The organism is Variovorax trehalosi (assembly GCF_051216415.1).
GTDB lineage: Bacteria > Pseudomonadota > Gammaproteobacteria > Burkholderiales > Burkholderiaceae_C > Variovorax.
Map to the genome: position 1 here is coordinate 1 of NZ_JBPJZG010000005.1, position 25114 is coordinate 25114.

The 25114-nt window shown below is 65.2% G+C and carries 21 protein-coding genes, 1 pseudogene and 1 riboswitch; of the genes and pseudogenes, 12 read left to right on the forward strand and 10 right to left on the reverse strand.

From position 1 onward, the window contains the following. Positions 1 to 121 (reverse strand): annotated as a pseudogene (locus ACSFA7_RS18875) (ABC transporter permease); the annotation flags it as partial. Positions 122 to 131: 10 nt separating this feature from the next. Then, complete coding sequence (locus tag ACSFA7_RS18880) at positions 132 to 1709, reverse strand: ABC transporter substrate-binding protein (RefSeq protein WP_435500801.1); 1578 nt, start codon at positions 1707 to 1709, stop codon at positions 132 to 134. Positions 1710 to 1937: 228 nt separating this feature from the next. Here ACSFA7_RS18880 and ACSFA7_RS18885 point away from each other — a divergent pair, with 228 nt between their 5' ends. Genes ACSFA7_RS18885 through ACSFA7_RS18900 form a run of 4 tightly spaced genes read left to right on the forward strand, consistent with a single transcriptional unit; the run spans position 1938 to position 9415 of the window. After that, positions 1938 to 6674, forward strand: a complete 4737-nt coding sequence (locus ACSFA7_RS18885) for an RICIN domain-containing protein (protein WP_435500802.1) — start codon at positions 1938 to 1940, stop codon at positions 6672 to 6674. Positions 6675 to 6730: 56 nt separating this feature from the next. Then, positions 6731 to 7483, forward strand: coding sequence for a 2-amino-5-chloromuconate deaminase CnbZ (cnbZ, locus tag ACSFA7_RS18890; protein WP_435500803.1), 753 nt, complete (start codon positions 6731 to 6733; stop codon positions 7481 to 7483). A gap of 21 nt (positions 7484 to 7504) precedes the next feature. Further along, positions 7505 to 8533 (forward strand): TRAP transporter substrate-binding protein, encoded by a 1029-nt coding sequence (locus ACSFA7_RS18895; RefSeq protein WP_435500804.1) that lies wholly within the window; start codon positions 7505 to 7507, stop codon positions 8531 to 8533. 45 nt (positions 8534 to 8578) lie between these two features. Next, entirely contained in the window at positions 8579 to 9415 is an 837-nt protein-coding gene (locus ACSFA7_RS18900; protein ID WP_435500805.1) for a fumarylacetoacetate hydrolase family protein, read from the forward strand. Between the two features lie 62 nt (positions 9416 to 9477). Here the strand turns inward: ACSFA7_RS18900 and ACSFA7_RS18905 are convergent, their stop codons facing one another. The 3 genes from ACSFA7_RS18905 to ACSFA7_RS18915 form a co-directional block, all read right to left on the reverse strand. Next, positions 9478 to 10932 (reverse strand): aldehyde dehydrogenase family protein, encoded by a 1455-nt coding sequence (locus tag ACSFA7_RS18905; RefSeq protein WP_435500806.1) that lies wholly within the window; start codon positions 10930 to 10932, stop codon positions 9478 to 9480. Positions 10933 to 10935: 3 nt separating this feature from the next. Then, positions 10936 to 12132 (reverse strand): ABC transporter ATP-binding protein, encoded by a 1197-nt coding sequence (locus tag ACSFA7_RS18910; RefSeq protein ID WP_435500807.1) that lies wholly within the window; start codon positions 12130 to 12132, stop codon positions 10936 to 10938. A 113-nt stretch (positions 12133 to 12245) separates the two neighbouring features. After that, on the reverse strand, positions 12246 to 13034 hold the full coding sequence (locus ACSFA7_RS18915) for an SDR family oxidoreductase (RefSeq protein WP_435500808.1): 789 nt from the start codon (positions 13032 to 13034) through the stop codon (positions 12246 to 12248). Positions 13035 to 13461: 427 nt separating this feature from the next. Between ACSFA7_RS18915 and ACSFA7_RS18920 the strand changes: the two genes are divergently transcribed. The 3 genes from ACSFA7_RS18920 to ACSFA7_RS18930 all read left to right on the forward strand — a co-directional run bounded on the left by ACSFA7_RS18920 (position 13462) and on the right by ACSFA7_RS18930 (position 16413). Then, positions 13462 to 14595, forward strand: a complete 1134-nt coding sequence (locus tag ACSFA7_RS18920) for an ABC transporter substrate-binding protein (protein WP_435500809.1) — start codon at positions 13462 to 13464, stop codon at positions 14593 to 14595. Between the two features lie 76 nt (positions 14596 to 14671). Further along, positions 14672 to 15562, forward strand: coding sequence for a carbohydrate ABC transporter permease (locus tag ACSFA7_RS18925; RefSeq protein ID WP_435500810.1), 891 nt, complete (start codon positions 14672 to 14674; stop codon positions 15560 to 15562). Continuing rightward, positions 15559 to 16413 (forward strand): carbohydrate ABC transporter permease, encoded by an 855-nt coding sequence (locus tag ACSFA7_RS18930; protein ID WP_435500811.1) that lies wholly within the window; start codon positions 15559 to 15561, stop codon positions 16411 to 16413. The genes ACSFA7_RS18925 and ACSFA7_RS18930 overlap by 4 nt, the downstream gene beginning before the upstream one ends. 22 nt (positions 16414 to 16435) lie before the next feature. Here the strand turns inward: ACSFA7_RS18930 and ACSFA7_RS18935 are convergent, their stop codons facing one another. Together ACSFA7_RS18935 and ACSFA7_RS18940 are read right to left on the reverse strand one after the other, a co-directional pair. Further along, positions 16436 to 16597 carry a hypothetical protein gene (locus ACSFA7_RS18935; RefSeq protein ID WP_435500812.1) on the reverse strand — a complete coding sequence of 54 codons (162 nt, stop codon included), beginning with the start codon at positions 16595 to 16597 and terminating at the stop codon, positions 16436 to 16438. A 136-nt stretch (positions 16598 to 16733) separates the two neighbouring features. Next, positions 16734 to 17609 carry a LysR substrate-binding domain-containing protein gene (locus tag ACSFA7_RS18940; protein ID WP_435500813.1) on the reverse strand — a complete coding sequence of 292 codons (876 nt, stop codon included), beginning with the start codon at positions 17607 to 17609 and terminating at the stop codon, positions 16734 to 16736. 11 nt (positions 17610 to 17620) lie between these two features. On the opposite strand from ACSFA7_RS18940, the gene ACSFA7_RS18945 reads away from it, so the two are divergent. Beyond that, a complete protein-coding gene (locus ACSFA7_RS18945) occupies positions 17621 to 18583 on the forward strand; it encodes a DMT family transporter (RefSeq protein WP_435500814.1) in 963 nt (320 codons plus the stop codon). 26 nt (positions 18584 to 18609) lie between these two features. Here ACSFA7_RS18945 and ACSFA7_RS18950 read toward each other — a convergent pair whose 3' ends face one another. Both ACSFA7_RS18950 and ACSFA7_RS18955 read right to left on the reverse strand, forming a co-directional pair. Next, positions 18610 to 19131, reverse strand: coding sequence for a CinA family protein (locus ACSFA7_RS18950; protein ID WP_435500815.1), 522 nt, complete (start codon positions 19129 to 19131; stop codon positions 18610 to 18612). Beyond that, the gene (locus ACSFA7_RS18955; protein ID WP_435500816.1) at positions 19128 to 19778 is read right to left on the reverse strand and encodes a DJ-1/PfpI family protein; all 651 of its coding nucleotides are present in this window, start codon (positions 19776 to 19778) and stop codon (positions 19128 to 19130) included. Before ACSFA7_RS18955 ends, ACSFA7_RS18950 begins: the two co-directional genes overlap by 4 nt. 194 nt (positions 19779 to 19972) lie before the next feature. Here ACSFA7_RS18955 and phbB point away from each other — a divergent pair, with 194 nt between their 5' ends. The 3 genes from phbB to ACSFA7_RS18970 all read left to right on the forward strand — a co-directional run bounded on the left by phbB (position 19973) and on the right by ACSFA7_RS18970 (position 23948). Next, a complete protein-coding gene (gene phbB / locus ACSFA7_RS18960; RefSeq protein WP_042579370.1) occupies positions 19973 to 20710 on the forward strand; it encodes an acetoacetyl-CoA reductase in 738 nt (245 codons plus the stop codon). A gap of 126 nt (positions 20711 to 20836) precedes the next feature. Continuing rightward, positions 20837 to 22180, forward strand: a complete 1344-nt coding sequence (locus tag ACSFA7_RS18965; protein ID WP_435500817.1) for a dicarboxylate/amino acid:cation symporter — start codon at positions 20837 to 20839, stop codon at positions 22178 to 22180. Positions 22181 to 22238: 58 nt separating this feature from the next. Further along, positions 22239 to 23948, forward strand: coding sequence for a cation:proton antiporter domain-containing protein (locus tag ACSFA7_RS18970; RefSeq protein ID WP_435500818.1), 1710 nt, complete (start codon positions 22239 to 22241; stop codon positions 23946 to 23948). Between the two features lie 15 nt (positions 23949 to 23963). Here the strand turns inward: ACSFA7_RS18970 and ACSFA7_RS18975 are convergent, their stop codons facing one another. Beyond that, on the reverse strand, positions 23964 to 24368 hold the full coding sequence (locus tag ACSFA7_RS18975; protein ID WP_206174067.1) for a hypothetical protein: 405 nt from the start codon (positions 24366 to 24368) through the stop codon (positions 23964 to 23966). A 156-nt stretch (positions 24369 to 24524) separates the two neighbouring features. Between ACSFA7_RS18975 and ACSFA7_RS18980 the strand changes: the two genes are divergently transcribed. Then, positions 24525 to 24794: a hypothetical protein gene (locus ACSFA7_RS18980; protein WP_435500819.1), complete on the forward strand. Its 270-nt coding sequence runs from the start codon at positions 24525 to 24527 to the stop codon at positions 24792 to 24794. A 43-nt stretch (positions 24795 to 24837) separates the two neighbouring features. Continuing rightward, a riboswitch (cobalamin riboswitch) is annotated at positions 24838 to 25108 on the forward strand. Positions 25109 to 25114: the final 6 nt, after the last annotated feature.

Here is a 25114-nt window from a genome sequence, read left to right on the forward strand (position 1 = left end):
CGCCCAGCAGCACCGAGACCGGGTCGCCCGATGCGGCGCGTGTGAGCACGAAGACCAGCACCGCCACGATGGCGAGCACCACGAGCATGCCGCCCGCGCGCGAGGCGATGTAGCGAAACAAGGCGCGCTCCCTACTTGATCTTCACATTCCAGAAGAACGGCCAATTCGAAGGCTGGTAGTTGTCCAGCGCAAGGCTCTTGGCCGAGAGGCCGTTGAACTTGCCGACGCTGATGTACGGCACCTCGTCGTAGACGACCTGCTGCACCTTGCCCCACAGCGCGCCGCGCTTGGCCGGGTCGCTCTCGACATTGAAGGCCTGCAGCGTGGTCTTCTTGGCGGGCGAATCCCACCAGCCCGGTGCGCCGTCGCCCAGTTGCGGCGGCGAGAGCATCGGCTCGGGGAAGAGGCCGGAATGGGTGATGAAAATTTCCCACAGCCGTGGGTCGTTGCGGCGCTGGGTGAGCGTGGCCCAGTCGACCACGTTGAGGTCGACCTTGAAGCCCGCGCGCTTCAACTGCTCGGCCATCAGCAGCGACATGTTGTAGTGGAAGTCGTACTGGCGGCTGGTGAGCACGCGGACCGGCTCGCCCTTGTAGCCGGCCTTGGCCGCAAGCTCCTTGGCCTTGGCGGCGTTGCGCTGGTTGTACTGGTCGCCACCCGCGGTCGAATAGAACGGCGAGCCCTTGGGGAAGTGGTTGGCCTCGGCCACGAAGAAGCGCGTGTCGCCGAAGCCGGCGGCGAGCATTTCGCCCTGGCCCATCGCGGTCTGCAGGGCCTGGCGCACGGCTTGGTTGGCGAGCGCACCCTCCTTGGTGTTGAAGACCACCAGGGGAAAGCCGAAAGCGGGCGTGATGATCGGCAGCGTCTTGCCGCTCGCCTTCTCCAGGCGCGGAAGCGCTTCGACCGGCAACAGGTCGGCAAAGTCGTACTGGCCCGCGAGCGCACCTTCGACGCGCGTGCTGGCGTTGGGCACGGGCACGAAGCGCAGTTCCTCGATGGCCGCCTCGCGCTTGCCGCCGTAGCCATTCGCAGCCTCCTTGCGTGCGGCGTACTTGTCGAAGCGCGAGAGCAGCACGAACTGGTCGGGACGGCGCTCCTTGAACTTGTAGGGACCGGTGCCGACGAACTCCTTCAACGGTACGGCCATCGACTCCTTCGCCATGATGGCGGCCATGCCATTGCTGGGCAGCGCGAGCTGCGAGAGCAGCGGCGCATACGGCGTCTTGAGCACAACCTCGATCGCAAGCGGCCCCTTGGCCTTGAGGGCATCGATCTCCTTGCTCACGGCCTTGCCGCGCGGCGACTGGTCCATCCAGCGCTGCAGGCTCGCCACCACATCGTCGGCGTTGAGCTCGCGGCCGTTGTGCAGCATCACGCCGCGGCGCAATGTGATGGCGTAGGTCTTGCCGTCGGCCGAGATCTTCGGCATGGTCTCGGCCAGCATCGGCACCACGTTCCACTTGGCGTCGAAGGTGTAGAGCGTCTCGTACACGTGCTGCATGATGGTTCCGACCAGGTCGGCCGTGGACGCCATCGGGTCAAGCGTCTGCGGCTCGGCCACCATCGCGAGCGTGGCGAAGTTGCGCGGCCCCTGGGCATGCGCCTGCTGATGCGGCAGCGCGGCGCACAGCATCGCGAGGAGAGACGCACCCAGCAGGCTGCGCTTCGACAGCTTGGGCAGGCGTTGGGCAAGAGGGACGTGGGGCATGGGGCGTTCCTTGATGGGCGTGCGGGTGGGCAACAGATTCGCTTTTTTCAGGCCCGAACTTTGAAGCACAACCCATGCCAAAACATCACCATTTACCCTGATTGATGATCTAAATATTCGAATCCTCCCTTCGAAATTCAATGCCGTTCCCGTGCGCATCCGCTGCTAGATTCCGGTCGAATCTTTTCCCACGAAAGATGGCGTCCCGATCGAATTTGCGAGGATGAAATGAGCATCAAGAAAGTTCTTGCGGTAGGTTCCCTGTTCTGCTGCGCGCTGCTGACGCATGCGGCGATCACCGGGGTCAATCCCCTGGACACGATCCGGAAGGCCGCCACCGGCATGGCCTCCGTGGCGGCCGATCTCATGGCCGATCCGTTGCCGCTGCAAGGGCCCGGCATGGGCAACCTGACCTACACGCAGGCCGAACTGTTCAAGCCCATCTCGACGATCCGGGAGGTGTCCGATGACGGCGCTGGCGCCGGCACTGGCGGCGACGTGCCGAAGATTCCCGGTGGCAGCGTGACGCACCCCACCGCCGGGTACACCAAGTACCACTACGGCCAGAACGTGGGTCTCATGATCAACGGCTACTTTCTGACGACGTTCGCGCCCGATGGCGGGTTGGGCCCCGGGGGCTTCCTGCTCTACGACATTTCCGATCCGCGCAACATCAAGCTCGCCAAGCGAATCTACGAACCGGACGGCCGCACCAAGGAATTCAGGGAGCCGCATGCCATCGGCGTCGCCAACATCGGCGGCAAGCAGTACGTCGCCATGCCCAGCGTCTTCGGCGTCGAGTTCTGGGACTTCACCGACATCAACGACATCAAGCAGGTCAAGAAGCTGGTGCTGCCCAACGTCAACAAGGGCGACTACAACAACGTGAGCTGGCAGCTCTGGTGGCAAGCGCCATATCTGTATGTGGCGGCGGCGGAGCAGGGGATCTTCATCATCGACGCCAGGGATCCGGCCAACGCCGTTCTCGCGAATCGCGGCGCCGGCAAGCCCAACCCGGTGCCGACCGGCGAGCTCGGCGGCTTCCGCGTGGGCCCGATCTTCACCATGGGCAACCACATGGTGCTGACTTCAATGACGAACACCAGCGGATTCGCCAGCCTGGACATTTCAGACCCGCTGAATCCCAAGGTGCTCGACGCCGTTGCCGGGTCCACGGCCAACTACTACGCCACCTGCTTCGACGGCAAGAAGGTCTACGCCTCCGCACAGGAAAGCGGCGGCAAGATGTTCGGCTACGACCTCAGCGATCGATCGCGCTTCGTGGCAGAGGACAACCGGCTCGTGATCAACCAGCAGCTGTACTGCGGCACGCAGGACAACTACGTTTTCCAGGGTGCGCAGAACTACATTCACAAGGTCGACGTGAGCAACCCGCTCAACCATGTCGAAGTCGGGCGCGGCGGACTTTTCGCTCCGTCGGACCCCCACTTCTCGGCCTCCGACCATGGCCAGGTGTCGCCCTTCGGAAATCTGATCTACGTAGGCAACGACCACGGCTCGGGCAGCGGCTTCATCGTGCATGCGGTGGACCCCGACACCACCAAGCCCGAAGTCAAGCAGGTTTCGCCCGCCAATGGCGCCAAGCAGCAGGCGCTGACCTCGCGCATCGGCCTCGGCATGACGGACAGCATCCGGCCGGAGAGCGTGAATTCCAGCACCTTCATCGTGCGCCCGGTAGGTGGCAACACGCTGGCGGGCACCTACAGCGTGCAGCTGGGCATCGTCAACTTCCACCCCGAGCAGCCGCTGCTGCCGGGCACCAGCTACGAGGTGTTCCTGCCGGCCAACGGCCTGAAGGACTATGCGGGCAATGCCATCGCTGCCGACTACCGCTCCACCTTCAACACCGGCAACGCCAACGACATCAACCTGATGCACCACTGGCCGCTGACGGGCAACCTCGGCGACCAGATCGGCGCCAACAACGGCACACCCGCCACCGGCGACGCGTTCGAGAGCATTGGCCTGAACTTCGCGAACCGCACCACGGGCGTGCCGCTGAAGAACGACACCGCGGCCACCGCGCTGGGCGGTACCGCCTCGCTGAGCTTCTACATGAAGACCACGCAGGCGGGCGGCCCGAACTCGTGGACCGCGCCCGGCATCTTCGGGCGCGACCAGTCGCCGGGCGTCGACGACGTGTTCTGGGGTTGGCTCGACAACACCGGCAACATCAAGCTGTCGGTGGGCGACGACGCGGGCACGCGCTCGCAGGCGGCCGTGAACGACGGCAACTGGCACCACGTGGTGCTCACGCGGGACGCGGCCTCGGGCGCGCAGGCGGTGTACGTCGATGGCGTGAAGACCACGTCGACCGGCCCCACCGGCAACAAGGGCCTGTCGACCAAGTTCCAGGTCATGGGCCAGATCCAGGGCAACACCGCGCTCTTCAAGGGCACGCTGGCCGAGGTGCGCGTGTACGGCCGCGTGCTCGGCGACAGCGACGTGGCGGCGCTGCGCAGCCAGGCCGTGATCGGCGATCCCGGCATTGCCGGCGCGCCGAAGATCGTCAACGGCCAGCTGAGCTTCAACCCGGCCACGTTGGGCAGCAGCGGCGCACAGTTCCGCTGGAACTTCGGCGATGGCACGCAGAGCGCATACGCCACCCAACCCGGCGTCACGCACACCTACACGCGCCCCGGCCACTACACCGTGACGCTGACGGTGAAGGCCGCGAACGGCCAGGAGACCTTCTACACGTACAACCTCACGGTGATCGCGCCCGTCACGGCGCTGGCACCGACGCACACCACCAACATCGCGGGCGATGCGAACTCGGTGTATTCGGTCAACCCCGACAGCGGCACGGTCGCCGCCATCGATGCACAGACGCTGGCCAAGCGCTGGGAAGTGCGCGTGGGCGATGAGCCCAAGACGCTGGCCGTGGGCCCTGATGGCCGCATCTGGGTCACGGTGCAGGGCGAGGACAAGCTGGTGGCGCTCAACGCGACCGACGGCAGCCTCTCGGCCACCGTGCCGCTGGCCTACGGCAGCGGTCCGTACGGCGTCGTCTTCACGCCCAATGGCGCGAAGGGCCTGTTGACGCTGGAAAGCAAGTCGGCCCTGGTCAGCTTCGACCCGGCCACGGGCGCCGCCACGGGCACGCTCGCCCTGGAGGGCAGCGTGCGCGGCATCGCGGTCGATGCCGGTTCGCAATCGGCCTACGTGACGCGCTTCAAGTCGAAGATGACGGGCGGGCAACTGCACAAGGTGAACCTGCAGAGCTTCAGCGGCGCCACCACGATCGCACTGGCGGTCGACACGACCACGGTGGACACCGAGGCCGCCTCGCGCGGTGTGCCCAACTACCTGGCGCAGGTCGTGATCTCCCCCGACGGATCGCGCGCGCTCCTGCCCTCCAAGAAGGACAACATCGTGCGCGGAACCTTCCGCGACGGCCTGCCGCTGGAGCACGACAAGACCGTGCGTTCGATCCTGTCGCACGTGAGCCTGCAGACGGCCGCGGAAGTGTTCGGCGAACAGATCGACTTCAACGATCGCGCCCCCGCGCGCGCCGCGCTGTACTCGCCGGCCGGCGACTACATCTTCGTGGCGCAGATGGAAGGCAACCGCGTGGCCATCGTCGACGCCTACAACCGCTCGGTGCGCGGCGAGATCAACGCCAGCAGCGCGCCGCACGGGCTGTACATCGATGCGGTGCGCAAGCGGCTGTATGTCAACAACTTCCTGGCCCGCTCGGTGTCGGTGCATGACGTGGCCCAGGTGCTGTCCTCGGAGTCCGCCGCCCCGGCCTTCCTGCAGAACGTCACCACGGTCGCGCAGGAGCCGATGGCCGCCGCGGCGCTGCGCGGCAAGCAGGTGTTCTACAACGCGTCCGACCGGCGCATGAGCATGAACAACTACATGTCCTGCGCGAGTTGCCATGCCGATGGCAGCGACGACGGCATGGTGTGGGACTTCACGCAGCGTGGCGAAGGCCTGCGCCGCACCATCAGCCTGCAGGGACGTCGCGGCACAGGCCACGGCAAGCTGCACTGGACCGCCAACTTCGACGAGGTGCAGGACTTCGAGCACGACATCCGCAATGAATTCGGCGGCACGGGCTTCCTGACGAACGCCGACTTCTCGGCCACGGGCGACCCACTCGGGGTGCCGAAGGCGGGCCGCAATGCGCAGCTGGACGATCTTGCGGCCTACCTGAACTCGCTGAACAAGTACATGCGGAGCCCCGCCCGCGCGGCGGACGGCAACCTCAGCGTGGACGCGGTGCGCGGCCAGACCGTGTTCAACACGGCGCAGTGCGCGACCTGCCACACGGCCGGCAGCCTGCGCGACGGGTTGCGGCACGACGTGGGCACGATCCAGCTCTCGTCGGGCAAGGGCAGCGGCCAGCCACTGACGGGCGTTGGCTTCGACACACCGACGCTCTACGGAACCTGGAGCAATCCGAGCTTCTTCCACAACGGCCAGAAGGCCACGCTGCAGGACGTGCTCGCGGGGGGCCACGGCAATGCATCGAGCCTGCCGGCGGCCGACCTGCTGGCGCTGGGCGAGTACGTGAAGTCGTTCGACACCGCACCGGCGGTCGACACGCGCATCCGCTCGCAGGTCAGCAACCTGTGCGTCAACGTGTCGGGCGGCTCGACGGCCAGCGGCGCCACGGTGGTGCAGTGGACCTGCGGCAACGGCAACAACGAGACCTTCACCGTCAACAGCAGCGGCGGCTACACCCAGTTCGTCGCAAAGCACAGCGGCCTGTGCCTGGCCCAGGGCAACACCAATGCGGGCGGCGGCCCGGTGGTGCAACTGGCTTGCACGGCGGGCATGGCCACGCAATGGAGCGTGGTCGGCGCGACGCTGCGCAATCGGGTGTCTTCCGGCGCCTGCCTCGATGTGCCCGGCTCGACCACCGCGCAAGGCACGGCGTTGTCCACCTACGCCTGCCACGGCGGTGCCAACCAGCAGTGGAGCCAGATCCCCTGACCGGGCGCAACGGACTTCTCCCTCTATTTCTCTCGCTCTCCAAAAAAGGAAATCACGTGTCGGCAATTCAAATCTCCCTACCCGGCGGCTATCGGTTCATTCCGGGTGTCCAGCAGTACTCGGCTGGCGTGGCCGCCGAGCCTGGGTTTCGCATCGAGCGCGTGCGGTTTCAGGAGCCGCTGCCCCTGAAGCAGGGCTTTCAGCGCATCAGGGAAATTCTGGAAGAAGCCTCGCGGCCGCTGGCCGCCTTCTGCGCGTGCGAACTTCGGTCCCCGGCACCGTTCACCGAACAAGGCTTCGTCGAGTTCAACAATCTCTACGTCGGCACCCTGAAGGAATGGGGGCTCTTCATCGGCCACCTCAATCCGGTGGCGCGAAGCAACGTGTGCCCCGCGGTTTCGCCGCCGTCGGAGCCCTCGTTCCATGCGTTCAGCTACACCGTGCCCGATGCCACGGCAGCGGCGTCGTTCGTGGTGGCAGGCAGTGCCGAAGCGCCCGAAGGCAAGGGGCACTACCGTGACCATGCCGTGGGCCTGGGCGACACCTCGCCGCCCGCCATCCTGAAGAAGGCCCGGTGGGTGCTCGATGAGATGGAGCGGCGCCTGGCATCGCTGGGCTTCACCTGGGCCAGCACCACGGGCTCGCAGCTCTACACGGTGCACGACATCCATCCGTTCATCGCGGACGAGATCGTCAAGCGCGGTGCCGCGCGGCACGGGCTCACCTGGCACTACAACCGGCCGCCGGTGGTCGACCTCGAATACGAGATGGACTGCCGGAGCATCGCGTACGAACGTGTCGCGACCTGAGAAGGTGTGAACGAATCCGCCATGCCAAGAAAACTGCAGCATTGCCTGGCCGCCCTGTGTGTTGTCCTGTCGTCCTTGGGGATGACCGGCATCGCCGGTGCGCAGAACATCCAGGAGCGCAACTTCAAGTTCGCTTTCGTCAACCAGAAGGAGCATCCGCAGGGCATGGGGGCGCAGCGCTTCTCGGAGATCGTCGAGAAGAAGAGCGGCGGCAAGATGAAGGTGAAGCTCTTCGCGTCCGGCGTGCTGGGGGGCGATGCCGCGGTCATCTCCTCGCTGCAGGGCGGCACCGTGGACCTGACGATGGCGATTCCGGGGTTGCTGTCGGGCATGGCGCGGGAGTTCTCGCTGTTCGACCTGCCCTTTCTCTTCAACAACGAGAAGGAGGCCGACGGTGTGCTCGACGGCCCGGTCGGCCGCAAGCTGCTGGACAAGCTGCCCGAGAAGGGCCTGATCGGCCTGACCTACTTCGAGCACGGCTTTCGCAACGTCACCAACTCGCGGCGGCCGGTGGCCCGCATGGAAGACCTGCAAGGTCTCAAGCTGCGCGTGATGCAGATCCCCGTGATGATCGATGCCTTCAGTGCCCTGGGCTCCAACCCGTTGCCGCTGCCGCTGCCCGAGGTCTACACCGCGCTGGAGCAACGGGCCGTCGACGGCCAGGAAAATCCGTACTCACTGGTGGAAGCCTCGAAGTACTACGAGGTCCAGAAGTACGGCTCCGACACGCGCCACGCGTTCAACCCCGTCGTTCTGCTGTTCAGCAGGAAAGTGTGGGATCGGCTGTCGGAAGACGAGCGCAAGATCCTGCTCGATGCGGCCAGGGAAACGCAACCCTTCCAACGCGCCGCCAACCGCGAGGTCAACGCCAAGGCCGCCGAGTTCCTGAAGGGCAAGGGCATGGTGCTGACCGAGTTTCCCGCACAGGAGCGGGAGCGCCTGCGCGACAAGCTCAAGCCGGTCACGGACAAGTACGTCAAGCAGATCGATCCGGCGCTGACGCAGGAGCTGTTCTCCGAGCTTGGCAAGGCACGCAGTGCCCCAAGGTAGTCGCTCAAGCGCAGGCGCTCTGATGAATCGATAAAAGGACTACGAATGAAACTGTTGCGTTATGGACCCCAGGGTCAGGAAAAACCGGCAATGCTCGACGCAGACGGACGCTTGCGCGACCTCTCCGCTCACGTGAAGGACATTGCACACGATGTGTTGCTGCCTTCCGGTCTGGCGCGCATCGCCGCGCTGGACCCGCACACCCTCCCGCTGGTGGAGGGCTCTCCGCGGATCGGTGCCTGCGTGGCCGGCTCGGGCAAGTTCATCTGCATCGGGCTCAACTACTCGGACCACGCGGCCGAGACGGGGGCGACGGTGCCGCCCGAGCCCATCGTTTTCCTGAAGGCAACCTCCGCCATCGGAGGGCCGAATGACGTGCTCGAGATTCCACGCGGTTCGACCAAGACCGATTGGGAAGTGGAATTGGGCATCGTCATCGGAAAGACGGCGAAGTACATCGGCGAAGCGGATGCCATGGACCATGTGGCAGGCTATTGCCTGATCAACGACGTGTCGGAGCGTTCCTTCCAGACCGAACGCCAAGGCCAATGGACCAAGGGCAAATCGGCCGACAGCTTCGGGCCGATCGGGCCCTGGCTCGTCACGCCCGATGAAGTGCCGGACCCGCAGCAGCTGGGCATGTGGCTGGAGGTCAATGGCGTGCGGCGGCAAAACGGCTCCACGGCCACCATGATCTACGGCGTGCGGTACCTGGTTGCGTATCTCTCGCAGTTCATGAGCCTTCATCCGGGGGACATCATTTCGACGGGAACCCCGCCGGGTGTGGGGATGGGAATGAAGCCGCCGGTCTACTTGAAGAGCGGCGATGTGGTCACGCTGGGCATCGAAGGTTTGGGCACCCAGCGGCAAGTCGCCGTATAGAGGGGCGGCCGGCAATCCCGTGGACTTCGGTCGCGGAGCGACCGAAGCAAGCCTCATCTCGATCAGGCCAAGGTGACGGTGATCATCTTGATCTCGGTCATCGCTTCCAGCGTGTGCATGCCACCCAGGCGACCAATGCCGCTTTTCTTACCGGAGCCGCCGCCAAAAGGCAGGTGTATCTCCCACCAGGTGCTGCCCGCGTTGATGTTGACGATCCCGGCGGGAATCGCCTTGGCCATTGCAATGCCACGGCTGATGTCCTTGGTGAAAACGCCGACGGCGAGCCCATATTCACTTTGCAATGCCAGCGCCAGGGCCTGTTGGTTGTCCTGGAAGGCAATGACCGGCACTACCGGACCAAAGGTTTCCTCCCGATAGATCTGCATGCTCTGCGAGACGTCGCGGATCACGGTGGGCTCGAAGAAGAGCGTGCTGCCCAGATCCGGTCGCGCCCGACCGCCGCACAGCAGGCGCGCACCCTGCGCAATGGCATCGTCCACATGCTCACGCACCTTGGCGGCCACCTTGGCGTTGTTGAGCGGCCCCATGGTCGTTGCGGGATGCAAGGGGTTGCCCAGGACCTGGTCGGCGGCTTTGGCGACCAGTTTTTCGCAGAGACGGTCCACCACGGATGCATGGGCCAGGACAAGCCCGGTCGCGGCGCACACCTGCCCCGCATTGAAGAAGGCGCCGCCAGCTGCAGCCGCCGCTGCTGCATCCAGGTCTGCATCCTCGAGAACGATCACGGGCCCGTTGCCTCCGAGCTCGAGCAGCATGGGTTTGCCGGCGCCTCGCTCGGCGATCCGTCGTCCTGTCGCAGTGCTGCCGGTGAATGCGATGGCGGTCACATCCGGATGCACGACCACCGCATCCCCCACGGTCGCACCGTCGCCTGTCACCAGGTTGACGACGCCGGCGGGAAGGCCCGCCTTTTCCAGGGCTGCCATCAAGGCGCAGGCCACCAACGCGGTGGATGGCGCAGGGACCCAGACGATGGTGTTCCCGGTGGCAATGCCAGGGGCGAGGTACTCCACCGGAATGTTGACCGGAAAGTTCCAGGGCGTGATGACGCCATACACGCCGCGCGGCTGCCGGATGGTCATGACGAGCTTGGTCGGGTCTTCCGCAGGCAGTGTCTTCCCGCTCATCTGCTTGATGAGTTCGGCGGCAAGCCGGAAGCCGTCGGCCGCCTTGGCCACTTCGCCTTGCGCCTCGGCGAGAACCTTGCCCTGCTCGAGCGACAGCGTGTACGCGATGGCCTCGCGTTCGGCATCGATCGCTGCCGCGATCGCCTGGCACATCGCCGCACGCTCGAACACGGGCGTTGCAGCCCAGTCGAAGGCTGCAGCCTTGGCCGCGGCGACTGCTTCGCTCACCGTCTCGCGATTCGATCTGGGCACAGTCGCAATCGCTTCGCCATTGGCCGGGTTGAGCACCGGCATGGTGTCGACAGTGGTTGACCACCGCCCCCCGATGAAATTTCCCTTCTTGCCTTCGTACATGCCGCTGTTGCTCATGGTCTAGCCGTACGAATACGCGATCGACGCGGCATGGCGCTGACCCTCGCTGCCGCCGGCATGCACATCCACACGGGACACGGACGGCCTGTATTCGGCAGGTGCCGGGGCGGCGACACCCACGTGGCGCTCGGTCTCTGCATCGAAACAATGGGTCGATGCGGCATCGCGGATCTGCAGGTGCACCAGATCGCCTGGCTTGAGTGCCACGCGATCGTGCACCGAGACGCACCAGGGTGTCTCGCTGCCGGCCACCGTGCCATAGATCTGCGTCTTGTCGCCCGTCGACTCCGTCAGGATGACACGCAGTGCCAGCCCCTCCGGCGCCAGGCGCAGATGCTCGGGCCGCAGTCCCAGCACAACCTGCTGTGCATCGGCCAGCAGGGGCGTGCACCCGGAGCCTGGGAGGTGCCAGGTCTGCCCGTCGGGCAGCGCGAGCCAGGTGCGGCCGTGTTCGCGGCGTACCTGCCCCTCGGTGAAGTTCATCGCAGGCGATCCGATGAACCCCGCCACGAAGCGGTTGACCGGACGATCGTAGAGTTCCAGCGGCGCGCCGACCTGTTCCACCCGACCCGCGCGCATCACCACGATGCGGTCGGCCATGGTCATGGCTTCCACCTGGTCGTGGGTGACATAGACCATGGTGTTGCCCAGACGCTGGTGCAGAGCCTTGATTTCGGCGCGCATCTGCACGCGCAACTGCGCATCCAGGTTGGACAGCGGCTCGTCGAAGAGGAACAGCGCGGGCTCGCGCACCACGGCGCGGCCCATGGCGACGCGTTGGCGCTGCCCGCCCGAGAGCGCGCGCGGCAGGCGGTCCAGGTACGGGGTGAGGTTGAGCAGGCCGGCGGCTTTTTCGATGCGCGGGCGGAAGTCGCTTTCCGCTTCGCCGCGCGTGCGTGGGCCGAAGGCGATGTTCTCGTAGACCGACAGGTGCGGGTAGAGCGCATAGCTCTGGAACACCATCGAGATGTTGCGCTTTTGCGGCGACAGGTCGTTGGCCCGCGCGCCGCCGATGCGCAGCTCGCCGCCGCTGATGGCCTCCAGCCCCGCGATCATGCGAAGGAGCGTCGACTTGCCGCAGCCCGAGGGGCCGACCAGCACGACGAACTCGCCGTGCGCAATGTCCAGGTCGATGCCGTGCACGACGGGCACGCCGTTGAAATCCTTCTGCAGTTGCTTGAGTTGAACCTGAGCCATGGGGTCTCCTTGTGTCTGTGGAAAGGGATCGCGGCTCTCAAGTCAATGTGGCTTTGCCACTTGACTTGATCCCCCGCGGGGGGGCGGGCTGGGCGCAGCCCGGCCCTGGGGGCTCAGTAGTCTTCGACCGTGATTTCACGGGCCATGGGACGAATGCCCGACATGAGGCCCGCATCCACCGGCAATGCGACGCCCGTGATGACGCGCGCGGCGGGCGACGCCAGGAAGAGCACGGCGTCCGCGACGTCGTCCGGTGTCGCGAAGTCGCCCAAGGGGTACCACTTCTTCAACTGCTCGAACACCTGCGGGTTCTTGTCGGCCCGCGCCTGCCAGGCGGCTGTCTTGACGGTGCCCGGCAGCACGATGTTGGCGCGGATGCCGAAGGCGCCCAGCTCCATGGCGAGCGATCGGGTGTAGCTGACGAGGGCCGCCTTGGCGGCGCTGTAGGCCGGATGGCCAAGCGTCGTGAGCGCGTTGACCGAGCCGATCAGCACCAACTGTCCGCTGCGGCGCTGGACCATCGCCTCGCGCACCGCCTCCACGCAATGGAACGCGCCATTGAGGTTGAGGTGGATGTCGGCGTGCCAGTCCTGCGGCGTGGTCTTGCGCAGCGTCGGCCCGCGCGCCGCCCCCACGTTCGACACCAGCACATCCACCGGGCCGACGGTAGCGGTGGCTGCCGCCACCTTCTCGCACAGGTTCGCGCAGTCGGTGATATCCGCCACCAGGGGATGCATCCGGGCCAGATCCTCGGCGCTCACGCCTTGCTCGGCCAACGCAGCCGCGAGGCCTTGCAGTGCGCCCGCATCGTGGTCCAGCGCGATCAGCCGGTCACCGGCCTGCAGCACGCGGCGGCACAGCGCCTGCCCGATGCCGCCCGCGGCGCCCGTGACGAGCGTCACGCGCCGGGAGGAGAGGGCGCCAGGTGCAGGCTGCAGGGCGGGGGAGGTCGTAATTAGTTTTTCCACAAAGTGCGCCATATGAATTGCCAATATCCCCTCGGGCGCGCGGCAATGAATTGCCTCGCGCAATTGGAGCTCGAATTCGGAGGGTACAGGGAATTGCAGCCGTTTGACCTTCAATAATTCGCACGTAGAGTTCTAGTTTTTAGAAATCGAGGGTTAACTCCATCTTTTGCGCGCTCAGGCTGGCTCGTAAGATGAAAACGTGCATGCATTGGCTGCATTGAAATCAGACTTTTCGTTGATTTTGTTTTAAATAATTTGCGAGGAATTAAATATGAAAAAACAAAAAACAACCCTATGGGTGAGCGCAATTCTTTTGGGCCTTTCGGCCCTCAATGCCCAAGCGGGAAGCATCCGGATTGCAATGTCCAGCTACAGCGACAACACCCGTCCCTGGCTGGAGGCCCTGGCCCGGGAATATGAAAAATCCAACCCGGGAGACTCCGTCAAGGTCGAAGTGGGAAGCTGGGAGAACATGCAGCAGAAATTGCAGGCGGAAATTGCCAGCAACAATCCGCCGGATCTGGCCCACGTCGCCACCCGCTGGGTCGGGGATTTCGTGAACGACGATCTGGTGGAGCCGGTGGACAACTATGCCAATGCGGCCTTCAAGGATCGTTTCATTCCGGCATTCCTGAATGCCGGAAATATCAATGGAAAACCTTATGCGCTGCCCATTGCGGCCAGCGTGCGCGCCATGTTCTATAACAAGGACATGCTGAGCAAGGCCGGATTTCCAAATGGCCCGAAGACCTGGGGCGACGTGATCGCTGCCGCGAAAAAGATCAAGGCCACGGGCGCCTACGGCTACGGAATTCAGGGCAAGGACCTGGACACCGACACCTATTTCTACTACGCGCTGTGGAGCATGGGGGGCGACGTGCTGGATGGTGCGAACAAGGCCGCATTCAACTCGCCGACCGGCGTCAAGGCCGCCGCGCTCTACAAAAGCATGATCGACCAGGGCCTGACCGAGCCCGGCGTTGCCGGCAACACGCGATATGACCTGCACAACCTGTTCAAGCAGGGGCGCCTCGGCATGGTCATTTCCTTGCCGCCCCTGGCCAAGGAAATTGCCAAGGACGCGCCCCGACTGAAATACGGCATCACCGGCGTGCCCAATGGCGGCAAGGACATCACCTTCGGCGTCACCGATTCGATCATGATGTTCAAGACATCGAAGAACAAGGAAACCGCGCAGAAATTCCTGAGCTTCATGTTCTCCAAGACCGCGCGGTTGAAGTTCGATCAGGGCGAAGGCTTCATGCCGGTGACACGCGAGGTGGCCAACGACCCCGTGTTCAAGGAAGACCCGGTGCTTTCCGAATTCGTGGCCCTGCTGCCCAATGCGCGCTTCGCGCCGCTGGTCGCCGGCTGGGAAGACTCGGCGCAAGCCGTCACCAATGCGCTGCAGGCCATCTACCAGGGCAAGGCAGAGCCCAAGGCGGCGCTGGACAAGGCCGCGGCCGAAGCCAACACCAAGCTCAACAAGAAGTAAGCCTCCGGGGCGCAGCCCCCAGGCTGCGCCTGGCTTCCCGCGTGTCGCACCACGCCTATTTCGATCGAATTGCCCTATGCAGAATTCCGCTCGAGGCCCTGTCCTGGCTTGGGGGCTGATTGCGCCGAGCCTCTTGCTGGCCGTGTTCATCCTGGCCTACCCGCTGTCCACCCTGGTGTTCCAGTCGGTGCACGACATCTCGCGCTTCGGCCTGCTGCGGGCCTTCAACGGCCTGGACAACTTTCGCACCGTGTTCACCGATCCGGTGTTCGCCCATGTGGTGTGGCGCACGGTGCAATGGACGGTGTGCGTGGTCGGCGGCGCCGTGCTGTGTGCCGTTCCGGTGGCGCTCATCCTGCAGCAGGACTTCTATGGCCGGGGCGTGGCGCGCACCATCGTGATGCTGCCCTGGGCGGTGTCGCTGACGATGACCGCCATCGTCTGGACCTGGTCCTTCAATGGCCAGTACGGCATGGTCAACGCGAGCCTCGCGATGATCGGATTGATCCACGAACCGATCAACTGGCTGGCCGACGGGCAGCTCGCCTTCTGGGTGGAGGTGGGCGTGGGCATCCTGGTGTCCATCCCCTTCACCGTCACCATCTTTCTGGGCGGACTGTCGTCCGTTTCGCAGGACATCTACGAAGCGGCCGGCATCGAGGGCGCGTCGCGCTGGCAGCAGTTCCGCCGCCTCACGCTGCCGCTGCTCAAGCCCTTCATCCACATGGCCATCGTGCTGAACGTGATCTACGTCTTCAACTCTTTTCCGATCATCTGGATCATGACGCAGGGCGGGCCGGACAACGCCACGCACATCCTCGTCACCTGGCTGTACCAGCTGGGCTTCCGCCTGGGCCGCCCCGGCGAGGCCGCCGCCATCTCGCTGGTGATGCTGGCCTTGCTGCTGGTCTTCACCGTGCTGTATGTGCGCCTCCAGCAGCGGCAGGCCGCGAAAGCCGCCGCATGATCCGCCAGGACAAGCTCCTGCGCAGCCTCTGGTGCTGGCTGCTGCTCCTGCCGCTGGTGGCCGTGGTCATCTTTCCGCTCGCGGTGATGCTTCTCACGGCGCTCAAGCCCGCCTCCGAGATCTACGTCTATCCGGCCCGGTGGCTGCCCCAGCAGTGGCAGTGGAGCAATTTCTCGGTCATGTGGACCCAGACCGGGTTCGGGCGCGCGCTGCTGAACAGCCTGCTGGTTTCCATCGCCGCCACGGTGCTGACCATTGCCATCAGTGTTCCCTCCGCCTATGCGCTGGCGCGCCTGAAGTTTCGCGGCCAGGGCGGCTACCGGCAGTTTTTGCTCATCACCCAGATGATCTCGCCCGTCCTGCTGGTGGTCGGCCTGTTCAAGATGGCGGCCAGCATCCCCTGGTTCGACGGCGGCAACATGACCGACTCGCGCCTGTCCGTGGTGGTGGCCTATGGCGCGTTCGGCATTGCCTTTGCCGTCTGGATGATGACCTCGTACTTCGAGACCATTCCGCGCGACCTGGAGGAGTCGGCCTGGCTCGAAGGCTCGGGGCCGGTGCGCACGGTCTGCAAGGTGTTCCTGCCCCTGGCGTTGCCGGCGATGGCGGTCACGGCACTGGTCACCTTCGTCAATGCCTGGAACGAGTTCGCCGTGGTCTACACATTGATCCGCTCCACGGAGAAGCAGACGCTGACCGTGCTCGTCACCAACATGGTCGCGGGCCAGTACGTGGTGCAGTGGGAGCTCGTCATGGCCGCCGCGATCTGCGCCGTGGTCCCGATCGCCATCCTGTTTGCGTGGATGCAGCGCTACATGGTGCAGGGCTTGACCGCGGGCTCCGTCAAATAGGGCCCTGGCGCGAACCCCGGTGTCACGAGGTGGTGGCTCCGGCGGAAGTGCCCTGCATGCGCAGCGTCTCGCCGAACAGCGCGAGCAACTGCCGTGCGAACACTTCCATGTTCCTGGGGCGGTCGGTATCGCCGGTCTCGATGGTCCGGCTCTCGGTAACGGCACCGGCGACGGCCACGCACACATGCCCCAGCGCATCGCCATAGGGGCTGCCCGAAGGTCATGTCCGAGAGCCTGCGCACGCACCTTGCGGCAGAGATCGACAAGTGGGGCAAGGTGATCCGCGCAGCCGGGGTGCAGGTGGATTGAAGGCCCCCTCGTCAGCGTGCACTTGGTAAGCCGGCGTCGCGGCGGATCGCCGCGACCAGGTGCGCCTGGAGCAGGGCGCCGGCTTCGGTGAGTGCCGGTGCGCGGTGCAGGCGGATGTCCGCCTTGGGGAGCCGGGGCATGCCGTCTTCCTTCGACAGCACGCGAAGCCCCTTCGGAAAGGTTCCCGCCTTGAACACGCTCACAGCCAGCCCCTGCGCCACCACGGCCTCGACGGCCGCGCTGCTGTGGCTGACGAACGCGAGCCGCCAGGGCCGGTGCGCTTTGTCCAGCGCCGCCATCGCCCATTCGCGGAAGAGGCACCCCGAGGGGTAGAGCGCCACGGGCAGCGGACCCGGCCCGTCGACGACATGGTCGGGCGCGGCAGCCCACACTGCCTGCTCGTGCCGAAGGAAATCGCCGTCGCCCTGGCCCTTGGGATGCATGGCGATCACGAGGTCGAAATCTTCACCCAGGCGCTCGGTCATCTTCGCGGTGAGTCCGGTCTCCATGTGCACGTGGATGCGCGGATAGCGCTGGCCGAAGCTTGCGAGCAGCGCAGGCACGACGCTGGTGCCGTAGTCGTCCATGATCCCGAGCCGCACCTGGCCTTCGTTCTGGTGCTGGCGGATACGGCCGAGCGCTTCGTCGTTCAGGGCCAGGATGCGGTGCGCGTAGCCCAGCAGGGCTTCGCCACTGGGCGTCAGTGCCACCTGCGAGGTGGTTCGCGCAAACAGCGTGGTGCCGAGCAACTCCTCAAGCCGCTTGACCTGCATGCTCACGGCGGATTGGGTGCGGTTCAGTTGCGCGGCAGTTCGGGTGAACGAGCGCTGCCCGGCAACGGTGACGAAGGTCTTCAGCAGTTCGGGGTCGAGCATGCGCGTGTTCATCGCGAAAGGTGATGAAACTCATCATCTTTATTCGATTGTTTTATCAATGCCCGCTATTTAGCATCGTCCTTCAACGAGACACAAGGACGCCGGTGAGTGCACTTCTTTCGGGCCTGTTCGCCGCCGTCCTGTCGAGCGCCATGGGCGGCGCGGCGGTCGGTGCGACGCGCTTCGTCGCGGGCGCGATCGATCCGCTGGCGCTGGGATCGCTGCGTTTCGGCATCGGCTTCGCGCTGCTGTTGCCCCTTGCGATGTTCCGGCGGCAGAACTGGCCGCGGCGGCAAGCGGTGCCGAAGGTTGTCGGGCTCGGGTTGCTGTTCTTCGGTGCATTTCCGGCGCTGTTCAATCTGTCGCTTCATTTCACGACCGCTGCACGCGGCGCACTCGCGCTGTCGACCTTGCCGCTGCTCACCATGGCGATCGCGGCGCTGCTCGGTGTGGAGCCGCTCACGGCACGCAAGTCGGTGGGCGTTCTCACGGCGATGGGCGGCGTGGGCATGGCGTTGATTTCGGGCCTTTCGGCGGCGCCGCCCGGCGCATGGCGCGGCGACCTCACGATGCTGGGCGCCGCACTGTGCATGGCGTTCTACAGCGTGTGGTCGCGGCCCGTGATCCGGGAAACCGGGCCCATGCCGTTCACGCTGGTGGCAATGGGCAGCGGCGCCCTGTGCCTGATTGCGATCAGCGCATGGCGCGGCGGCTACGCGCCGATGGCGCAATTCGGCGATGTCCAGTGGATGTCCATCGCCTACCTGGGCGTGTTCGGCGGCGCGGTCGGCTTCTTCCTGTGGTCGTACGCGCTCGCGAGGACCACGCCGACGCTCGTGGCGCTGTCGGTCACCGTCAACCCGATCGCCGCGGCCTTCGCCGGATGGGCGCTGATGGATGAGCCGGTCCGGTGGAGTCTGGTCGTCGGGCTGGTGATGGTCTTTGCCGGCATCGCGATTTCGAGCACGTCGCGACGTGCGTCATAGATGCTGGATGCGATGGGCCGGCAGGGTCAGGCAAGAGCGTCTTGCGCCCGCAGCGTTTCATCGAAGAGCAGAAGCAACTGCCGCGCGAACACTTCCATGTTCCCGGGGCGGTCGGTATCGCCGGTCTCGATGGTCCGGCTCTCGGTAACGGCACCGGCGACGGCCACGCACACATGCCCCGGCGCATCGCCATAGGGGCTGCCCGAAGGCCCCGCCGCGCCGCTCTCGCAGATGCCCCATGTCGCGCGATGGCTCTCGCGGATGCGGGCTGCGATGAACCGGGCATAGGGCTCGGTTTCTCCGCGCATGTCGCCGATGTCTTCGCGCGTCAGCCCCAGCAGCGCTTTTCCGGCGCGCCGCGAATAGACGACCGCGCCACCGAGAAAGAATGCCGACGCGCCCGGAATGGCGAGGAGGGCGGCCGATACGAGACCGCCCGCTGAAGACTCGGCGACCGCCACCGTCTGGCGTCGTTCGCGCAGCGTCTCGCCGACGCGGGCGGCGAGCACGGACAGCGGCGCCAGTACGAGCGAAGGTGCAGCGCTCACGGCGTCTTTCGCAGCTTGCCACCCGGCTGCCGCACATACGCCGGCGCGCGCTCGTGGCTCGCCGTGTTGCCATAGACCGTGTCCGCCGGGTAGTACTCGGCCTGCAGCTGCACCTTGGCGGCGGCTTCCTCGCCGGCGGTGTGGGCGATGAAGGCCAGCATCAGGTCGGTGCCGGCCGAGACGCCGGCCGAGGTCCACACGTCGCCGTCCTGCACGAAACGCTGCTCGACCACCTTCACGTCGCCCAGCGCGCGCAGGCGATCGAGCGAGCCCCAGTGCGTGGTGGCTGTCTTGCCGGAGAGCAGCCCCGCCGCATGCAGCACGAAGGCGCCGGTGCACACCGACAGCAGCGCCTTGCATCCCGGCGCCTGCGCGGCCAGGAACTGCACCATCGCGGGGTTGTCGACCTCGCGCCGCGTGCCCATGCCGCCGGGCACGAGCAGGTAGTCGAGCGGCGGGCAGTCGGCGAACGACACGTGCGGATTGACCGAAAGGCCCTTGGCGCAGACCACCGGCTCGCGCTTCTCGGCGACGATCAGGCAGTTCTGCGGTCCCGCGGCGAGCTTGCTCCACATGGTGAGCATTTCCCAAGGCCCGACGAAATCGAGTTCCTCGACGTCGGGGAATACGATGATCCCGAAATTCATACTTTCGAACTCCTTGAGGGCAATGCGTGAGCAAGAGCGTACAGAGCTGAGCATATAGGTTGCACCTCTGCAGCGCTCCGTGACAGCTGGTTGCAAGCTTGGCTCAGTGTTTTCCTCAGAGGTCGATGGCGTGAAAATGGCTAGAGTGAAGGCGGCCGTTCAGGCTTTTGCCAAGCAAACATCAAGGAAATTTCATGAGCAAGAAAGTTGCATATGTCACCGGAGGCATGGGTGGCATCGGAACAGCCATCTGCCAGCGTCTGCACAAGGACGGATTCACCGTGGTCGCCGGTTGTGGCCCCACGCGCGACCACGCCAAGTGGCTGGCCGAACAGAAAGCCGAAGGCTTCGAGTTCCACGCCTCCGTCGGCAACGTCGGCGACTGGCAATCCACCGTCGAGGCTTTTTCCGCCGCCAAGGCAGCGCATGGCCCCATCGACGTGCTGGTCAACAACGCCGGCATCACGCGCGACCGCATGTTCCTCAAGATGACCCCCGAGGACTGGAGCGCGGTGATCGAGACCAACCTCAACAGCATGTTCAACGTCACCAAGCAGGTGGTGGGCGACATGGTGGAAAAGGGCTGGGGCCGAATCATCAACATCAGCTCGGTCAACGGCGCCAAGGGCCAGGCGGGCCAGACCAACTATTCGGCCGCCAAGGCCGGCATGCACGGCTTCACGATGGCGCTGGCGCAGGAACTGGCGAACAAGGGCGTGACGGTCAACACCGTGAGCCCGGGCTACATCGGCACCGACATGGTCAAGGCCATTCGCCAGGAAGTGCTCGACAAGATCGTGGCCACCATCCCGGTCAAGCGCCTGGGCGAGCCGAGCGAGATCGCCTCGATCATCTCGTGGTTGGCAACGGACGAAGGCGGCTACTCCACGGGGGCCGATTTCTCGGTCAACGGCGGCCTTCACATGCATTGAACATGCTGACTGCGACCTGATCGAAAAACCCGCTTCGGCGGGTTTTTTTGTTCCTGCGATGTGGCTTTTACGAATGGAAAACACCCGATACGGACCTACAGTTCTCAACCCTTCCGGAGGCAAGTCATGGAACACACAACAAACACATCCGCCAAGAAGCTCCCGCTCTACCGCTCCCTCTACGTGCAGGTGATCACCGCGGTGATCATCGGCGTGCTGCTGGGCTACTTCTATCCCTCGACGGGCGAGGCGATGAAGCCGCTGGGCGACGGCTTCATCAAGCTCATCAAGATGATCATTGCGCCGATCATCTTTTGCACGGTGGTGGTCGGCATCGCCGGCATGGAAGACATGAAGAAGGTCGGCAAGACCGGCGGCCTGGCGCTCCTTTACTTCGAGGTCGTGAGCTCCATCGCGCTGGTGGTCGGCCTCGTGCTGGTCAACGTGTTCAAGCCCGGCGCGGGCATGAACATCGATCCGGCCACGCTCGACACCAAGGCCATCGCCGCCTACACCGGCCCGGGCAAGATGACCGGCACGGTCGACTTCATTCTCAACATCATCCCCAACACGATCGTCGATGCCTTCGCCAAGGGCGAGATCCTGCAGGTGCTGCTGATCGCGGTGCTGTTCGGCTTTGCGCTGCACCGGTTCGGCGGCCGCGGCACGCTGGTGTTCGACGTGATCGAGAAGGGCTCGCACGTGCTCTTCGTGATCGTGGGCTACATCATGAAGCTCGCGCCCATCGGCGCCTTCGGCGCCATGGCCTTCACCATCGGCAAGTACGGTGTGGGCAGCCTGTTCTCGCTCGGCAAGCTGATGGGCACGTTCTACCTGACGTGCCTGTTGTTCATCTTCGTGGTGCTCGGGCTCATTGCGCGGTTTCACGGCTTCAGCATCTGGAAGTTCATCAAGTACATCAAGGAAGAGCTGCTGATCGTGCTGGGAACGTCCTCCAGCGAATCGGTGCTCCCGCGCATGATGGAAAAGATGGAGAACCTGGGCGCCAACAAGACCTGCGTGGGCCTGGTGATTCCGACCGGCTACTCGTTCAACCTCGACGGCACCTCGATCTACCTGACGATGGCCGCGGTGTTCATCGCACAGGCCACCAACACGCCGATGACGCTGGTGCAGGAGATCACCTTGCTCGCGGTACTGCTGCTGACATCGAAGGGCGCGGCGGGCGTCACGGGCAGCGGCTTCATCGTGCTGGCCGCCACGCTCTCGGCGGTGGGCCATGTGCCGGTGGCGGGCCTCGCGCTCATCCTGGGCATCGACCGCTTCATGTCCGAGGCGCGCGCGCTGACCAACCTGATCGGCAACGGCGTGGCGACCATCGTCGTTGCCAAATGGACCAACGAGCTCGACACCGAACGGCTGCAGGCGGGCCTGAACAACGAGAGCTGGGTCGAATCGCAAGAGCCCGAAGTGCTCGAGAGCGCCCGCGACAGCAAGATGGCGGGTTGATCCCTCCAGAAGGCCGTGTGAAATAAAAGGACAGGCATCGTTCCTGCAAAATGCAGCGATGCCGCACAGCGTTTCCCTCATCAACACCATTGCCGCCGGCCTCGGCCTGGCGTTGGTGTTCGGTTTCCTGGCGGCCAAGCTGCGGCTGCCGGCACTGGTGGGGTACCTCCTGGCGGGTGTGATCATCGGCCCCTTCACCCCTGGCTTCGTGGCCGATGCAGGCATCGCCGCGCAGCTCGCCGAAATCGGCGTCATGTTGCTGATGTTCGGCGTCGGCCTCCACTTTTCCCTCGACGACCTCCTGGCCGTGCGCAAGATCGCATTGCCCGGCGCGCTCGCGCAGATCGCCGTGGCCACGCTGCTCGGCGGCGGCCTTGCCTTGTGGTGGGGCTGGAGCCCCGGCGCCGCGCTCGTGTTCGGCCTGGCGCTCTCGGTCGCCAGCACGGTCGTGCTGCTGCGCGCACTCGAGAGCCTGGGCATCCTCGATTCGTTCACCGGCCGCATCGCCATCGGCTGGCTCGTCGTCGAAGACCTCGCCATGGTGCTGGTGTTGGTGCTGATGCCGCCGCTGGCCGGCGCGCTCGGCGGTACCCCCGACAACGGCGGCGGACCCGCCGACCCGCTGTGGCAGACCCTCGGCCTCACGCTGCTGCAGGTCGGCGGCTTCGTCGCGCTGATGCTGGTGGTAGGCCGGCGCGTGTTCCCGTGGATCCTCTGGCAGGTCACGCGCACCGGCTCGCGCGAGCTGTTCACGCTGTGCGTGGTGGCTGCCGCCGTGAGCATCGCCTTCGCCTCGGCGGCACTCTTCGGCGTGTCGTTCGCTCTTGGCGCCTTCTTTGCCGGCATGGTGATGCGCGAGTCGCAGTTCAGCCACCGGGCGGCGCAGGAGTCGCTGCCGCTGCGCGATGCCTTTGCGGTGCTGTTCTTCGTGTCGGTGGGCATGCTGTTCGACCCCTCGGTGCTGATCGACCGCCCGCTGCAGGTGCTCGCGGTGGTGGGGGTGATCGTGCTGGGCAAGTCGCTCGCGGCCTGCGCGCTGGTGCTGGTGTTCCGCTATCCGCTGGGCACGGCGCTCACGGTGAGCGCGAGCCTGGCGCAGATCGGCGAGTTCTCTTTCATCCTCGCGGGGCTGGGCGTGTCGCTCGGCCTGTTGCCGGTCGAGGGGCAGAGCCTGGTGCTCGCGGGCGCGCTCATCTCCATTGCGACCAATCCGCTGTGGTTCAGCCTCATCGCACCGATGCAAAAGTGGCTCCATGCCCATTCCTCGTTCGCACGGGGACTGGAGTCGCGCGACGACCCGCTGGCCGAACTGCCGATGACCACCGAGGCAAAGTACCTCTCCAAGCAGGTGGTGCTGGTCGGCTACGGCCGCGTCGGGCGCCGCATTGCGGCCGAACTCGAGGCGAACGACATTCCCTACGTGGTGGCCGAGCAGAACCGCGAGTTGGTCGAGAAGCTGCGCGAAGCCGGCGTCGCCGCCGTGTGGGGCGATGCGGCGGACCCCGCGGTGCTGATCCAGGCCCATGTGGCGCGCGCCCGCGTGCTGGTGGTGGCTACGCCCGACACCATGAACGTGCGCCAGATGATCGAGACCGCCCGCACGCTCAATCCGGCGATCCAGACCGTGATCCGCAGCCATAACGAGCAGGAAGCCAAGCTGCTCACCCAGGAAGCGGCAGTCACCGTCTTTCTCGGCGAACACGAACTCGCCCAGGCCATGGCGCGCGACGTGGTGCAGCGTGCGGTCACGATGGCCGTGCCGGCCTGAACTCCGTTCCGGCGTCTACAGGTCCTCGATCACCAGCGTGCGATAGCGCTGCGCGATGGAATACGGCACGGTCCGCACGACTTCCATCAGGCGGTTCGCGGCCTCTTCGTTCTTCGTCTTGACCAGGAGGGCCGTGTGCCCTTCGCGCGCGAGCTTGGTGTAGGCGCGCACCGTGGCGCCTTCGGTGCCGGCGGAGGGCAGGGGATTGTCGGCATCGCTTGCCGTAGGCGTGATTTCCGCCAACACGGTCGCGGCGGGAAGAAGGTAGACCTCGTCGCCGCTTACGCCGCTTTCGATCAGCCGGTGCCCGATCCGGTCGGCGTCCTCGGCGCTCGGGAACATCACCATCGAATAACCGGTCGGATAGAACGCCCCGCCGATATTCGCTCGCATGTTCGATTCAAGGGTGAAGTGCTTCATGGGGCCTCCGGGGTCTGGTTGAAGGTTTCTTACAACAACATTAGTTCTCGCATCGCAAACCCTCTGTAGGAGAAGCCCGGGAGCTGTCAACCGCCCGAGCCGCCAATTCATTCAAAGAAAGGAAATCGCCTGTCCTCTGCACATTTCTCTCATCCCATGCCTTTGCCCAGAAACATCGCGCTCACCGTCCACGAACTGGAAGTGGGGGAGTTCTATTGGGTGTTGATGGAAGAGGCGACGGACGGTGGCCAACCCGACGATGAGCGCCACGTCTATGAGCCGCTGGAGGCCGCCCACGAGCCGTATGCCAGCTATTCCAACGCGCTGGTGGCTGGAGTCGCAGTGATGCGGCGGCTGTTCGGTGTGGACGGCAAGCCGATACAGGACACCCGCCGCAGCGCGCTGTCCACGGGCCGCTCCCTATAATTCCGGCGGTTGGGTTCTGTAAGCTTTTCTTAGCAACACAACAACCCACACGGTTCGAAGGTGCCCCGCATGCCATTCAGTGGCCTGGGGGTTAAACGGGAAGCAGGTGCGCTGCGTCTTCACGGATGCATCCATTCCTGCGCTGCCCCCGCAACGGTCAGCGGATCTGGAAAACCTCGCGTCGATGCCCCCGCGGCATCGACAGCCACTGCGCTTCGGCGTGGGAAGGCGAGGGTTTCGGCGTCGATGTGCATTCAAAGTGCCCATCGGCGCGCTCCGCAAGCCCGGATACCGGCCTTCGCAAACCGCCGTCGGACGCT